Here is a 12723-nt window from a genome sequence, read left to right as displayed (position 1 = left end):
AGGCAGCGCTATGGCTGACATCACAGGCAAGCAGGTCGCGTTCGTGCTCACGAACGGCTACGAGGACTCCGAGCTCACCAGCCCCTGGGAGGCCGTGCAGGCCGCCGGCGGCGTGCCCACGCTCATCGCGCCGAAGGGCGGCGAGGTCGAGGGCAAGAAGGGCCACACGCAGTCGGTGGACGCCCTCGTCGCCGACGTCGACGCATCCGCCTACGACGCCCTCGTGCTGCCGGGCGGCGTCGTCAACGCCGACCACCTGCGCATGGACGAGGACGCGGTCAAGCTCGTCAAGGGCTTCGTCGACGCGGGGAAGCCCATCGGCGTCATCTGCCACGGCGCCTGGATCCTCATCGAGGCCGGCGGCGTGCAGGGCCGCACCATCACGAGCTACCCGAGCCTGCGGACGGATCTCGTCAACGCCGGCGCCGAGTGGGTCGACCAGGAGGTCGTGACCGACGACGGGCTCGTCTCGAGCCGCACGCCCGACGACCTGCCCGCCTTCAACGCGAAGGTCGTCGAGGAGATCGCGGAGGGCGTGCACGTCTGACGCGCACCCCCTCGCCTCGGGGCCCCGCCCGCCGCTGCCGCGGCGCGCGGGGTCCCGTCGCGTGCGGCGATCGCGGAGCGGTCAGTCGCGCCAGCCGAGCTCGCGCGCGAGCAGGCCGAGCGACTCGAGCAGGTGCGCGTTGACGTCGAGGCCGAGCTGGCTCGGGAGGGCGAAGAGCACGGTGTCGGCAGCCTGCACCGCCTCGTCGGCGAGCAGTCGCCGCGCGACGTGCTCGGGCTCGCCCGCGTAGGTCGGGCCGCCGCGCACGGCGCCGCCCTCGATGCTGCCGCGCCCGTCGTGCCGCTCGTCGGCGAGGCCGAAGTAGCGGCGGTCGTCGTCGCTGCGGATGGGGAAGGCGCTGCGCGTCACGGCGGTGCGCGGCGGCACGACGTGGCCGGCTGCGGCGTAGGCGTCGAGGTAGTCGCGCACCTGGTCGGCCTGCTGCACGTGGAAGGGCCGTCCGTCGTCCTGCGTCAGCAGCGTCGACGAGAGCAGGTGGTAGCCGTGCTCGGCCGCCCAGAGCCCCGAGGCGTGGTTGCCGGCGCCCCACCACAGGCGATCGGCCAGGCCGGGCGAGCGCGGCTCGACGGGGAGGTCGGCGGCACCGCCCCGCTCGGCGGCGTGCGCGGAGCGCGCTTGCGGTTCGCCCCGCAGCGCCCGCCGCAGGTGCGCGGCGCGCTCGCGCGCGACCTCCGGCCACGCGGCGCCCTCGGGCAGCGGCAGCCCGAAGCGCGCCTGCCCGTCGACCGCCCGCTCGGGCGAGCCGCGCGAGATGCCCAGCTGCAGCCGGCCGCCCGCGATGAGATCGGTGGCGCTCGCGAGCTCGGTCATCGCGAGCGGCTGCTCGTAGCGCAGGTCGATCACGCCCGTGCTGAGCTCGAGCGTCGTCGTGCGCGCGGCCATCGCCGCCAGCAGCGGGTAGGGCGTGGCGAGCGACTGGTCGAAGTGGTGCACGCGCACCCACGCGCCGTCGACGCCCGACTCCTCGGCCGCGACCGCGAGCTCGACGTGCATGCGCAGCGAGTCGCCGGCAGTCGGCACGCGCGAGCCCGGCACGTCGCGGTAGTGGCCGAACGAGAGGAACCCGATGCGCTTGCCCATGCTGCGGGCAACCGGCGGGGCACCGCCCGCATTCCGGCGCACTCACCCCTGCCACCGCATCCGCGGCATCCGCAGCACCCCCGCATCCGGCGTCGTGCACACGCGCGACCGGATCGGGGGGTCGAGCGCAGCGCCGCGGCGCGGCATGATCGGTGGCAGCGCGACCCGCGCGCGACGAGAGGACGCACCATGGCAGAGGACGACGGCACGCTCTCCGACTTCGAGCGCAAGGCGCTCAAGGAGCGCACGGCCGAGCTGCGCAAGCAGGCGGGCCGCAAGGGCGGCAACAAGAAGGAGAAGGATCTGCAGGACGTGCTCGACACGATCCGCGACCTGCCCGAGCCCGACAAGGGCATCGCGCAGATGATCCACGAGGTCGTCACGGAGGTGGCGCCCGAGCTCGACCCGAAGACCTGGTACGGCTTCCCCGCCTACGCCAAGGACGGCAAGGTGCTCGTCTTCTACCAGCAGGCGAGCAAGTTCGAGGCGCGCTACGGCACGCTCGGGTTCCAGGACAACGCGATGCTCGACGACGGCCCGATGTGGCCGGCCTCGTACGCGATCGTCGAGGTCACGGATGCGGTGCGCACGACGGTCGCGGAGCTCGTGCGGAAGGCGGTCGGCTGACGCATCGCCGCTCGCCCGTGGCGAACGGGAATGCGCCGCACAGCCATCGTGCTCTAACTTGAGTCGAACGCACTCAAGTTTCGATGAGCACATGGAGGGGAGCTCATGGCAGCCATCTACGGCCCGGTCGGCGACGGATCGTTCGACGACCTCATCGCGCGGCTCATGCAGCAGGGCGGCCGCACGCCCGCGGCGCGCTCGATCGACCTGTCGCGCCTCATCTCGCGGCGCACCGGCTCGGTCATGGCGTCGGCGCTCGAGTACGCGCGCGCCCACAAGCACCCCGAGGTCGACGCGCTGCACCTGCTGCACGCGCTGCTCGAGCTGCCCGAGTTCTCCGCGGGCCTCCAGGCCGCTGGCGCCGACGTCGACGCGCTGCGCACGACGATCGCCGACCGCCTGCCCGCCGACGGCGAGGCCGAGGTGCAAGGGCCGCCGAGCCTCACCGCATCCGCCCAGCGCGCCCTGCGCGACGCCTACCAGCTCGCGCGCGCCAACGGCTCGAGCTACATCGAGCCGCAGCACCTCTTCTTCGCGTTCCTGTTCGCGGCCGACACCGCCGCGGGCGCCGTGCTGCAGGAGGCCGGGATCACGCAGGAGTCGCTGCAGCGCGCCCAGCTCGAGGCGCAGCGGCAGGCGATCGAGGCGCAGCACGGCCGGCAGCCCGGCAAGGCGGTCGACCCCTCCTCGAGCACGCCCACGCTCGACGAGTTCGGCATCGACCTCACGGCGCGCGCCCGCGAGGGCGAGCTCGACCCGGTCATCGGCCGCGCCGACGAGATCGAGCAGACGATCGAGATCCTCTCCCGCCGCACGAAGAACAACCCCGTGCTCATCGGCGAGGCGGGCGTCGGCAAGACGGCGATCGTCGAGGGGCTCGCGCAGGCGATCGTCGCCGGCGACGTGCCGAAGTCGCTCACGGGCAAGCGGGTCGTGGGGCTCGACCTCACCGCGATGGTCGCGGGCACGCGCTACCGCGGCGACTTCGAGGAGCGCATCACGAAGGCGATGGACGAGATCGCCGCGCACAAGGACGAGCTCATCGTCTTCATCGACGAGCTGCACACGATCCTCGGCGCCGGAGGCGGCGGCGAGGGCGGCATGGATGCGGCCAACATCCTGAAGCCCCGCCTCGCGCGCGGCGACCTGCACATGGTCGGCGCGACCACCCTCAACGAGTTCCGCCGCATCGAGAAGGACGCCGCGCTCACCCGCCGCTTCCAGCCCGTGCTCGTCGCCGAGCCCTCGGTCGAGGACGCCGTGCGCATCCTCGACGGGCTGCGCCCCGCCTACGAGCAGCACCACCGCGTCACCTACACGCCCGAGGCGATCCGCGCCGCGGTCGAGCTCTCGCACCGCTACATCTCCGACCGCTTCCTGCCCGACAAGGCGATCGACCTCATCGATCAGGCCGGCGCGCGGCTGCGCCTGCGGCTCGGCGCGAAGGTCGACGTGGATGCGCTGACGAAGGAGCGCGAGCACCTCGAGGAGCAGAAGCGGCAGGCCGTCGAGGCCGAGGAGTTCGAGGAGGCCACCCGCATCCGCGACCGCATCGCGACGATCCAGGCGACGATCGACTCGGGCTCGGGCGAGGACGGCGTCGTCGACGAGGAGGAGATCGCCGAGGTCGTCTCGCGCGCGACCGGCATCCCCGCATCCCGCCTCACCGAGGGCGACCGGCAGCGGCTCGCCGTGCTCGAGGAGGAGCTGCACGAGCGCGTCATCGGGCAGGAGGATGCCGTGGGCGCGGTCGCGAAGGCCGTGCGGCGCTCGCGGTCGGGGCTCGGCGACGCGTCGCGCCCGATCGGCTCGTTCCTCTTCCTCGGCCCCACGGGCGTCGGCAAGACCGAGCTCGCGAAGGCGCTCGCCGAGAGCCTGTTCGGCTCCGAGGGCGCGCTCGTGCGCTTCGACATGTCGGAGTTCGGCGAGCGGCACACGGTCGCGCGGCTCATCGGCGCGCCCCCCGGGTACGTCGGCTACGACGAGGCGGGCCAGCTGACCGAGCGCGTGCGCCGTCAGCCCTACTCGGTCGTGCTGCTCGACGAGATCGAGAAGGCGCACCCGGACGTCTTCAACCTGCTGCTGCAGGTGCTCGAGGACGGCCGGCTCACCGACGGCCAGGGCCGCACGGTCGACTTCCGCAACACCGTCGTCATCATGACGTCGAACCTCGGCGGCGAGGTGCTCTCGTCGCGGTCGGGCCCCATCGGGTTCCAGGCGGCGGGCGACGCGGCCGACGACGTGCGGGCGAAGGTGATGGGCAAGCTGCGCGAGCAGATGCGCCCCGAGCTCATCAACCGCATCGACGAGATCGTGCTCTTCCAGCGGCTCGAGCCGGAGCAGCTGCGGCAGATCGTCACGCTGCTGCTCGACCGCGTGCGCGACCGGCTGACGGCGCAGGATGTGCGGCTCGAGGTGACGGATGCGGCGGTCACGTGGCTCGCCGAGCACGGCTACGAGCCCGAGTACGGCGCGCGGCCGCTGCGCCGCCTCATCCAGCGCGAGGTCGAGGATGCGGTGGCCGACCTCATCGTCGGCGGGCTCGACTCCGGTGCGGTGCGCGTCGACGTCGAGGGCGACGAGCTGCAGGTCGCGGCGGTGGACGAGGCGCCGACGCCGGCGATGTAGCCCTCCGATTGCGGGCCGGGTGGGGAGCGAGCCGCTCGACCCGCGCCGCGGCGCTCCGATTCGCCGCGCGCTCGCGGGGCGCGCTGCGCGTGGAGCGCAGGCGTGCGAGCCTGGAGCGGCGGCGCGGCTGCGCCGCGCAAGAGCGAGCACAGGAGTCCGAGATCGAGCCCCGCACCACCTCCCCCGCCGACGCTCCCGCAACGCTCGGGCGCGGCGCGCACTGGCTGGGGCACCCGCAGATCAGCGGATCGATCGTCGGCGGCATCGCCGGCTCCGCGTTCGTGTGGGTGAACGCCGGCGCGCTGCCGGCGGGATGGAGGCTCGCGGCCGCCGTCGTCTGGGCGGGCGCGCTGGCGTATTGGGCATGGGCGGTGCTCATCGCCCGCCGGCCAGTGCCGCAGCTGGCGCGGCCGAGGCGATCAGCGCTCTGGGTCTACCTCGGCAGCGTCGTGGCGATGGTCGCGCTCATGGCGCTCGGCGCCTGGGTCGTGCGGGAGCTCGGCAGGCCGCAGCTGCAGGTCGCGGTCGTCGTGCTCGCCGTCGGCCTGCACTTCGTGCCGTTCGCCGCCGCGTTCGTCGCACCGGTGTTCCGCACGCTCGGCTGGGCGCTCGCGGCCATCGGCGCGCTCGGGCTCGCGCTCGGCGCGATCCTCGATCCCGTGGCGGCACCGGCCGCCGCGGTCGTCGCCGGGGTGGTCACGCTCGTGCTCGTCGCTCGCGCCAACCGCGCGCAAGGGGTGAGCCCGCGGTCCCGGTGAGTCGCTGCGCGGTATCTTCATCGCCCGGCACATAGCAAGCCGGGCTACATTGTCTGCGTCGAGAAGCCTCCGGACTGCGCGAGCGGCCCGTGCTCAGATCCCGCGGGCAGGTCCCCGTGGTCAGATCCGAAGGAGCATCCGTGAGCCAGCGCGTCGCATCCGCCAGCACCGCCGACCGCTTCGTCCGCTACCGATGGTGGGGGCTGCTGGCGATCAGCCTGGGCGTCGCGCTCATCATCATGGACTCGACGATCGTCTCGGTCGCGGTGCCAGCGATCGTCGACGAGCTCGGCATCTCGAGCACCGAGATCCAGTGGGTGCAGGAGATCTACACGCTGCTGTTCGCGGCGCTCCTGCTCACGTGGGGCCGGATGGCCGACCGGGTCGGCCGCCGCCGCATCATGCTCATCGGCATCGTGCTGTTCGTGGTCGCGAGCGTCGTCTGCGCGCTCGCCGGCAGCGGCGCGGTGCTCATCTTCGGCCGGGCGCTCCAGGGCCTCGGCGGCTCGATGATCCTGCCGACGACGCTCGCGCTGCTGAACGCGAACTTCCGCGGCCGGGAGCGCGGCATCGCCTTCGCGGTGTGGGGCTCGACGATCGGCGGCATGGCCGCGATCGGGCCGCTCGCGGGCGGCTGGCTCATCGAGCACGCGAGCTGGCGCTGGGCGTTCGGCATCAACGTGCCCGTCGGCATCCTCATCGTGGCTGGTCTGCTGCTCTTCGTCGCCGAGTCGCGCGAGGCGCGCGGCGCGGTGCAGCGGCTCGACCTCATCGGCGCGCTGCTGTCGATCGTCGGCTTCGGCGCGCTCGTGTTCGGGCTCATCGAGGGCCGCAGCTACGGCTGGTGGGCCGCCGAGGATGCCGCGCCGTTCACGGTCGGCGGGCTCTCGCCCATCCCGCTCGCCTTCGTGCTCGCGGTCGACGCGCTCGCCGCGTTCGTGCTCGTCGAGCGCGCACGCTCGCGCGCGGGGAGGGGCGTGATCCTCGACCTCTCGCTCTTCCGCATCCGCTCGTTCGCCAACGGCAACGTCACCGCGCTCATCGTGAGCTTCGGCGAGTTCGGCCTCATCCTCTCGCTGCCGCTGTGGTTCCAGAACGTGCTGGGCTTCACCGCGTTCGAGGCGGGGCTCGCGCTGCTGCCGCTCGCCATCGGGTCGTTCGTCGCGAGCGGCGCCGTCGCGGCCCTCACGAAGCGGATGCCGCCCGTCGTCGTCGTGCGCATCGGCCTCGTGCTCGAGATCGTCGCGATCGCGGCGCTCGCGCTGCTCATCCGCCCCGACAGCACGGGCTGGCTCACGTCGCCCGCGCTGTTCGTCTACGGGCTCGGCGTCGGCCTCGCGACGGCGCAGCTGACGAGCGTCGTGCTCGCCGACGTGCCCGTGGAGCGCAGCGGCCAGGGCTCGGCGACCCAGTCGACCGCCCGCCAGATGGGCTCGGCGCTCGGCATCGCCGTGCTCGGCACCGCGTTCTTCTCGACCCTCGCGAGCGGCACCGCCGACCGGCTCGCGGCAGCGGTGGCCGAGCAGCCGGCGCTGCAGGGCCTCATCGACTCGGTCACCGCGAGCTCCGGCGGCAGCATCGCGAGCCTCGCCGACGACCCGCGCACCGCGTTCGTGGCGGATGCGGCGCGGGCGGCGATGACCGACGGCACGGCGCTCGCCGCGTGGATCGCCGTCGGCGCGCTCGTGCTCGGCCTGCTCTCGAGCCTGCGCATCAAGCCCGCCGCCGGTTGACGCGCCGCCGGCGGAGCCCCATGCTCGTCGGACACGAGGAGGTGCCATGGCCGATCTCTCGGCACGACTGACGGCGGTGCTGCGCGCGCTGCCGCTGCGCGAGGGCATGCGCGTGCTCGAAGTGGGCTGCGGGTCGGGCGCGCTCGCCCGCGCGATCGCTGCGGAGGTCGGCGCGAGCGGCTCCGTGCTCGGCGTCGACCGGTCGCCGACCGCGATCCAGGCGGCTGAGCGGGCGAGCGACCACGGCAGCCTCGACTTCCGCGTCGCCGCCGTCGAGCGGTTCCGGCTCATGGGGCGCGAGCAGCCGTTCGACCTCGTCGTAGCCATCCGCGTGGGCGCGCTCGACGGCCGCCACCCCGAGCTCGAGGCCGAGGCGCTCGAGCGGCTGCGCGCGGCCACCGTGCCCGGCGCATCCCTCTACATCGACCGCGGCGACCCGCTCGAGCGGGTCGCGCTGCACTGAGGGGCCGCGATGCGCGTGTCGAGCGGGATGCGCCTCTTGAGAGGGATGCGCCTCTGGAGCGGGATGCGGCTGCCGAGCGGGATGCGGTGGGGGATGCCGGGATGAGCGAGCGGATCGCGGTGATCGGCGCGGGCGTCATCGGGCTCTCGATCGCGCACGAGCTCGCCTCGGCCGGGCGGGCGGTGACGGTGCTCGCCGACGCGGCGCCGCTCGAGACCACGTCGGCGGTCGCCGGCGCCATCTGGTTCCCCTACGCCGCCGAGCGCTCGCCCGCCGTCGACGCGATGCTCGAGGCGTCGCTGCGGCGCATGCGCACCATCGCGCTCGAGGAGCCCGACGCCGGAGTCGACCTGCGCAGCGGCATCATCGTGGAGCGCACGCCCGACCCCGACCGCGCCTGGACGCAATGGGTCGAGAGCGAGCCCGCCGACCCCGCCGAGCTCCCGGCGGGCGCGACCGGTGTGCGCACGACCGTGCCGCTCGCGACGATGTCGGTCTACCTGCCGTGGCTGCAGCAGCGCTGCGCGGGCCTCGGCGTGCGCTTCGAGCGGCGCGCGATCGACGACGTGGATGCGCTCGCGGGCGAGTGGAGCACGGCGATCGTGGCAGCGGGGGTGCGCGGGGGCGCGCTGCTCGGCGACGACGACGCGGTCGTGCCGATCCGCGGGCAGGTCGTGCGGGTCGCGAACCCGGGCATCGCCGAGTTCCGCATCGACGACGACAACCCCGGCGGCCTCGCCTACGTGCTGCCCCGCCGCGACTGCGTCGTGCTGGGCGGCACGGCGGAGCCGGGGGCGACGTCGCTCGCGCCGGATCCGGCGACCGAGGCGGGCATCCTCGAGCGCTGCGCGGCGCTCGTGCCCGAGGTGGCCGGTCAGCCCATCGTCTCCCGCGCCGTCGGCCTGCGGCCCGGTCGCTCGCGGCTGCGGATCGAGGAGGTGCCGGGGCGCGCGCTGCGGGTGATCGCGGCGTACGGGCACGGCGGCTCGGGCGTCACCCTGTCGTGGGGCACCGCCGAGCGCGTCGCCGGGATGCTCTAGCGCTGGGTGCCGGGCTGGCCGCCCGGCGCGTCACCGGGCTCGGTGCCGTGCGGGTGGCCGGGCAGCGGGGCGCCGGGCTGCGGTGCGGCAGGGTCGGCGCCGTACGCGGGGCCGCCGTAGGTCGGGCCGCTGTACGCCGCGCTGCTGTAGGCCGGGCCGCCGTACGCGGGGTCGCCGTACGCGGCGTTCGGCGCCTCGGCGCCGGGCGCCTGGCCGTAGGGCAGCTGCCCGGGCGCGGGCTCGTAGACGGGCTGGCCGAAGGCCGGCTCCGGGCCGGCGAAGGCAGCCTGCTGGCTGAAGGCGGGGTCGAACCGCACGCCCGCGGGGTGCGAGGGGAAGAAGCTCATGACGAGCGGCACGATCCCGAGGCTGATGATGTTGAGCAGGGCGAAGGCTCCGTGGAAGTTCGCGTCCTGCAGGCGGCGCCACTGCACCGCGAGGTAGGGGAGGAAGATGGCGAGCGTGATGACCAGCATGACGCCGAGCCAGCCGAGCATCGGGCCCATCGCGGCGAGCACGGCGTCGGGGTCGGGCTCGATCACGGGCGAGGAGGCCTCGAGCGCCATCGCCTCGCGCATGAAGCCGAACCAGGCGATCCAGAACGGGATCTGGGCCACGAGGGAGACGAGGGCGACGAAGAGGTAGGCCCACCAGTACTCGCTGCGGCTCGCGCGGCCCGAGAACGTCACGTAGCCGCGGAAGAAGCGCTGCACGGCCTGGCCGAACGAGGCGCCGTAGAGCGGTTGGCCGACAGGCAGGGGCGGACCGACGGGCAGGGGCTGGCCGGCGGGAGGGGGTTGGGTCGTGCTGCTCACCCTCCCATTGTCCCCCACCGAGGCGACACGCCGGTGCACCGCGCGTGAACGATCGATGTCATGGCGTGAGACCAGCGCGCAGCACCGCCTCGGCGAGCGCGCGGTCGCCGTGCACCTCGACGCCCTCGGCCGCGAGCCGGTCGTCCACGGGCACGCCGCGGCCCCACGCGAGGAGCGCGAGTGCGCGAGGCGGGCCTGCGATGACGACCTCGGGGGCGTCGTCGGCCGCGCCGCCGAGCGCGAGCCGCGCATCCGCCCCGGGGTCCGCCGACGCATCCGCCCCCGTGGGCTGGAAGACGATGCGCGCGGCGGGCGGTGCGACGCGGCCGAGGCGCAGCTGCCGCGGGTGCATCACGGTGACGACCTCGTCGAGGCAGTCGAGCCAGAGCGCGTCGTCGACGTCGACCGCCTCGCCGATCGCGGCCCGCAGATCCCAGAGGTGCACGAGGGTCTCGTGCGCCTGCCGGCGGTGCCAGAAGCGCACCGTGCCGGTTTGCTGCTCGCGGGGCACGCCGTCGTCGATGAGCGCCCACGCCCGCGCATCGGGGTCGAGCTCGGCGAGCGTCTCGCGCAGCTCGGCCGCGCACCGCTCGTAGAGCCCCGGCAGGTCGGCGAACGGCCCGCGGCCGAGGGGCGCCTCCTGGCGGCGCCGCGCCTGCCCAGCGGCCCAGTGGTGGATGCGCGCGAGGTGCACGACGAGCTGCTCGATCCGCCAGCGGCCGAGCCACGGGATGGGGGTGGCCGGGTCGGCGCGCCGGGCGGTCTCGAGGAAGTCGTGCTGCAGGCCGGTGAGCGCGCGCAGGTGGTCCATGACGGCAGGGTAGGGCGAGGCGCCCACGCTCGAGGCGCGCTCGGCCGCGGCGCGCCTCAGCCGCGGCCGGTGAACCGCGGCGCGCGCTTCTCCTGGAAGGCGGCGAAGCCCTCGCGGAAGTCGGCGGTCTGCCGCAGCTGCTCCTGCGCGACGTTCTCGGCGTCGACCGAGCGCCACAGCCCCTGCCGCTCGTCGCGGAGGCCGCGGATGATCTCCTTCGTCGCGAGGAACGCGAGCGTCGGCCCCTGCGCCGCGTGCGCGGCGGCGGCCCGGGTGGCCTCGAGCACCTCGTCGTCGGGGAAGGCCCGCGAGAAGAGCCCTGCCGCGACCGCCTCGGCGCCGCTCATGAGCTTCCCCGAGTAGATGAGGTCGAACGCGCGGTGCGCGCCGAGCCGCTCGAAGAGCAGCGCGTGGCCGCCCGAGTCGAGCGTCGCGCCGAGCGCGGCGAACGGGCTGCCGACCTTCGCCGACTCGGCGACGTAGACGACGTCGGTCGCGATCAGCAGGCCGAGCCCGATGCCGAGGCACGCGCCGTGCGCGACCGCGAACGTCGGGGCGGGGAACGCCGCCATCTGCTCGAGCACGGGCTGCAGGGTGCCGCGCATGAAGCCGAGCGCGTCGTCGGTCACCGGGTCGACCTCGGCGATGTCGCGGCCGGCGCAGAACGCCTTGCCCTCGCCGCGCAGCACGAGCGCGCGCACGCCCGCCTGCTCGGCGCGGGTGTACGCATCCGCGAGCTCGTGCAGGGCGGATGCGTCGACCGCGTTGCGCTTCTTGGGCGCGTTCAGGACGACCTCGGCGATGTCGTCGGCGATGGTCAGCTCGATCATGGGGCTCCTCGTGTTCGCTCGTCGAGCAGTGGCCGGAGGCCGTTGCTCCTCGGTCATCGAGTAGGCCCGCAGGGCCGTGTCGAGATGACGCCGTCGTGATCTCGATACGCGCTGCGCGCTACTCGATCACCGTATTGGGCCGTTGCGCCCGCAGGGCCGCATCGAGATGACGCCGTCGTGATCTCGATACGCGCTGCGCGCTACTCGATCACCGTATTGGGCTACACGTCGTAGTCGACGACCACCGCATCCGACGTCGGGTGCGACTGGCACGTCAGCACGTAGCCGCGATCGATCTCGTCGGGCTCGAGCGCGTAGTTCTCGGTCATCGTCACGCTGCCCGAGACGACCTTCGCGCGGCACGTGCCGCACACGCCGCCCGCGCACGCGAACGGCACGTCGGACCGCACCCGCAGCGCCGCGTTCAGGATGGACTCGCGCGCGGCGACGGGGCTCTGCACCTGCGACGACTGCCCGTCGAGCGTGAAGTCGAGGCTCCACGTCTCCTCGCCCGCCTCGACCGTGACGGGCCTGCCGCGGTCGCCCGCCGCATCCGTGGGCCGCCCCGTGGTGAAGAGCTCGAAGCGCACGTGCGCGGGGTCGACGCCCTTGCGCTCGAGCACGTCGCGGCACAGCTGCACGAGCTCGAACGGCCCGCACAGGAACCACTCGTCGACGCTCTCGGGGCGGATGAGGTCGGTGAGGATGCGCTCGAGGCGATCCTCGTCGATGCGGCCCGACATGAGCGGCGCGGCCCGCTGCTCGCGCGAGAGCACGTGGTGCAGCGCGAGGCGCGCGGGGTAGCGGTCCTTGAGGTCGGCGAGCTCCTCGATGAACATGACGTCGAGCGTCGAGCGGTTCGAGAAGAGGAGCGAGAACGTCGACGTCTCGCTGCTCGCGAGCACCTCGTGCGCGAGCGCCATCATCGGCGTGATGCCGCTGCCGGCGGCGATGCCGACGACGTGCGCGCCGTCGAGCGTCTCGAGCGTCGACGTGAAGGTGCCCTGCGGGCTCATGACGTCGATCCGGTCGCCCGGCCGCAGCTCGCTGTTCGCCCACGTCGAGAAGCGGCCGCCGAGGTCGCGCTTGATGGCGACCGAGATCGAGCCCCGGCTCGGCGGCCGGCAGATGGAGTACGAGCGGCGCATCTCGTGGCCGTCGATCGTCTTCCGCAGCGCCAGGTGCTGACCGGCGACGTAGCCGAAGGCGTCGTGCAGGTCGTCGGGCACCGCGAAGGTCACCTCGACCGACTCGCCCGTGAGCGGTCGCACCTCCGCGACCTCGAGGCTGTGGAACTGCCCGCGACGGCGGGCGGATGCGGTGCCCGCGGGGGCAGCGAGGCCGGTCGATCCCAGGTTGATGGCCGCCAT

At 73.8% G+C, this 12723-nt stretch carries 12 protein-coding genes; 7 read left to right on the top strand and 5 right to left on the bottom strand.

The window, feature by feature from the left end:
- The first annotated feature begins 10 nt into the window (after nt 1-10).
- Nucleotides 11-547, top strand: coding sequence for a type 1 glutamine amidotransferase domain-containing protein (locus tag BLT67_RS06890; RefSeq protein ID WP_092666333.1), 537 nt, complete (start codon nt 11-13; stop codon nt 545-547).
- A gap of 81 nt (nt 548-628) precedes the next feature.
- Here the strand turns inward: BLT67_RS06890 and BLT67_RS06885 are convergent, their stop codons facing one another.
- Nucleotides 629-1648 (bottom strand): LLM class flavin-dependent oxidoreductase, encoded by a 1020-nt coding sequence (locus tag BLT67_RS06885; RefSeq protein ID WP_092666332.1) that lies wholly within the window; start codon nt 1646-1648, stop codon nt 629-631.
- Between the two features lie 189 nt (nt 1649-1837).
- Between BLT67_RS06885 and BLT67_RS06880 the strand changes: the two genes are divergently transcribed.
- From BLT67_RS06880 to BLT67_RS06855, 6 genes are all read left to right on the top strand, one after another.
- Nucleotides 1838-2275 (top strand): hypothetical protein, encoded by a 438-nt coding sequence (locus tag BLT67_RS06880; RefSeq protein ID WP_092666331.1) that lies wholly within the window; start codon nt 1838-1840, stop codon nt 2273-2275.
- A 105-nt stretch (nt 2276-2380) separates the two neighbouring features.
- Nucleotides 2381-4903: an ATP-dependent Clp protease ATP-binding subunit gene (locus BLT67_RS06875; protein ID WP_092666330.1), complete on the top strand. Its 2523-nt coding sequence runs from the start codon at nt 2381-2383 to the stop codon at nt 4901-4903.
- Between the two features lie 89 nt (nt 4904-4992).
- Entirely contained in the window at nt 4993-5661 is a 669-nt protein-coding gene (locus tag BLT67_RS13700; protein WP_157674252.1) for a hypothetical protein, read from the top strand.
- A 140-nt stretch (nt 5662-5801) separates the two neighbouring features.
- On the top strand, nt 5802-7394 hold the full coding sequence (locus BLT67_RS06865; protein ID WP_231945433.1) for a DHA2 family efflux MFS transporter permease subunit: 1593 nt from the start codon (nt 5802-5804) through the stop codon (nt 7392-7394).
- A gap of 46 nt (nt 7395-7440) precedes the next feature.
- Nucleotides 7441-7857 carry an SAM-dependent methyltransferase gene (locus BLT67_RS06860; protein WP_092666328.1) on the top strand — a complete coding sequence of 139 codons (417 nt, stop codon included), beginning with the start codon at nt 7441-7443 and terminating at the stop codon, nt 7855-7857.
- Between the two features lie 101 nt (nt 7858-7958).
- The gene (locus BLT67_RS06855) at nt 7959-8897 is read left to right on the top strand and encodes an NAD(P)/FAD-dependent oxidoreductase (RefSeq protein WP_092666327.1); all 939 of its coding nucleotides are present in this window, start codon (nt 7959-7961) and stop codon (nt 8895-8897) included.
- Here the strand turns inward: BLT67_RS06855 and BLT67_RS06850 are convergent.
- The 4 genes from BLT67_RS06850 to paaE all read right to left on the bottom strand — a co-directional run bounded on the left by BLT67_RS06850 (nt 8894) and on the right by paaE (nt 12723).
- Nucleotides 8894-9712 (bottom strand): DUF805 domain-containing protein, encoded by an 819-nt coding sequence (locus tag BLT67_RS06850; RefSeq protein WP_172801992.1) that lies wholly within the window; start codon nt 9710-9712, stop codon nt 8894-8896. The two genes, BLT67_RS06855 and BLT67_RS06850, sit on opposite strands and share 4 nt — an antisense overlap.
- 58 nt (nt 9713-9770) lie before the next feature.
- Nucleotides 9771-10523 carry a maleylpyruvate isomerase family mycothiol-dependent enzyme gene (locus BLT67_RS06845; RefSeq protein ID WP_092666325.1) on the bottom strand — a complete coding sequence of 251 codons (753 nt, stop codon included), beginning with the start codon at nt 10521-10523 and terminating at the stop codon, nt 9771-9773.
- Nucleotides 10524-10579: 56 nt separating this feature from the next.
- The gene (locus tag BLT67_RS06840; protein WP_092666324.1) at nt 10580-11353 is read right to left on the bottom strand and encodes an enoyl-CoA hydratase/isomerase family protein; all 774 of its coding nucleotides are present in this window, start codon (nt 11351-11353) and stop codon (nt 10580-10582) included.
- 221 nt (nt 11354-11574) lie between these two features.
- A complete protein-coding gene (paaE, locus tag BLT67_RS06835) occupies nt 11575-12723 on the bottom strand; it encodes a 1,2-phenylacetyl-CoA epoxidase subunit PaaE (RefSeq protein WP_092666323.1) in 1149 nt (382 codons plus the stop codon).

The organism is Agrococcus carbonis (assembly GCF_900104705.1).
In the GTDB taxonomy this organism is placed as follows: Bacteria; Actinomycetota; Actinomycetes; order Actinomycetales; family Microbacteriaceae; genus Agrococcus; species Agrococcus carbonis.
Note: the sequence above shows the minus strand (reverse complement) of the source record. Positions and strands in the feature narration are given on the sequence as shown.

Coding starts and splice junctions, on each gene's coding strand:
- BLT67_RS06845 (WP_092666325.1), bottom strand. CDS start 10,523: ATGGACCACCTGCGCGCGCTCACCGGCCTGCAGCACGACTTCCTCGAG.
- BLT67_RS06860 (WP_092666328.1), top strand. CDS start 7,441: ATGGCCGATCTCTCGGCACGACTGACGGCGGTGCTGCGCGCGCTGCCG.
- BLT67_RS06875 (WP_092666330.1), top strand. CDS start 2,381: ATGGCAGCCATCTACGGCCCGGTCGGCGACGGATCGTTCGACGACCTC.
- BLT67_RS06885 (WP_092666332.1), bottom strand. CDS start 1,648: ATGGGCAAGCGCATCGGGTTCCTCTCGTTCGGCCACTACCGCGACGTG.
- BLT67_RS06890 (WP_092666333.1), top strand. CDS start 11: ATGGCTGACATCACAGGCAAGCAGGTCGCGTTCGTGCTCACGAACGGC.
- BLT67_RS06855 (WP_092666327.1), top strand. CDS start 7,959: ATGAGCGAGCGGATCGCGGTGATCGGCGCGGGCGTCATCGGGCTCTCG.
- paaE (WP_092666323.1), bottom strand. CDS start 12,723: ATGGCGGCCATCAACCTGGGATCGACCGGCCTCGCTGCCCCCGCGGGC.
- BLT67_RS06840 (WP_092666324.1), bottom strand. CDS start 11,353: ATGATCGAGCTGACCATCGCCGACGACATCGCCGAGGTCGTCCTGAAC.
- BLT67_RS06880 (WP_092666331.1), top strand. CDS start 1,838: ATGGCAGAGGACGACGGCACGCTCTCCGACTTCGAGCGCAAGGCGCTC.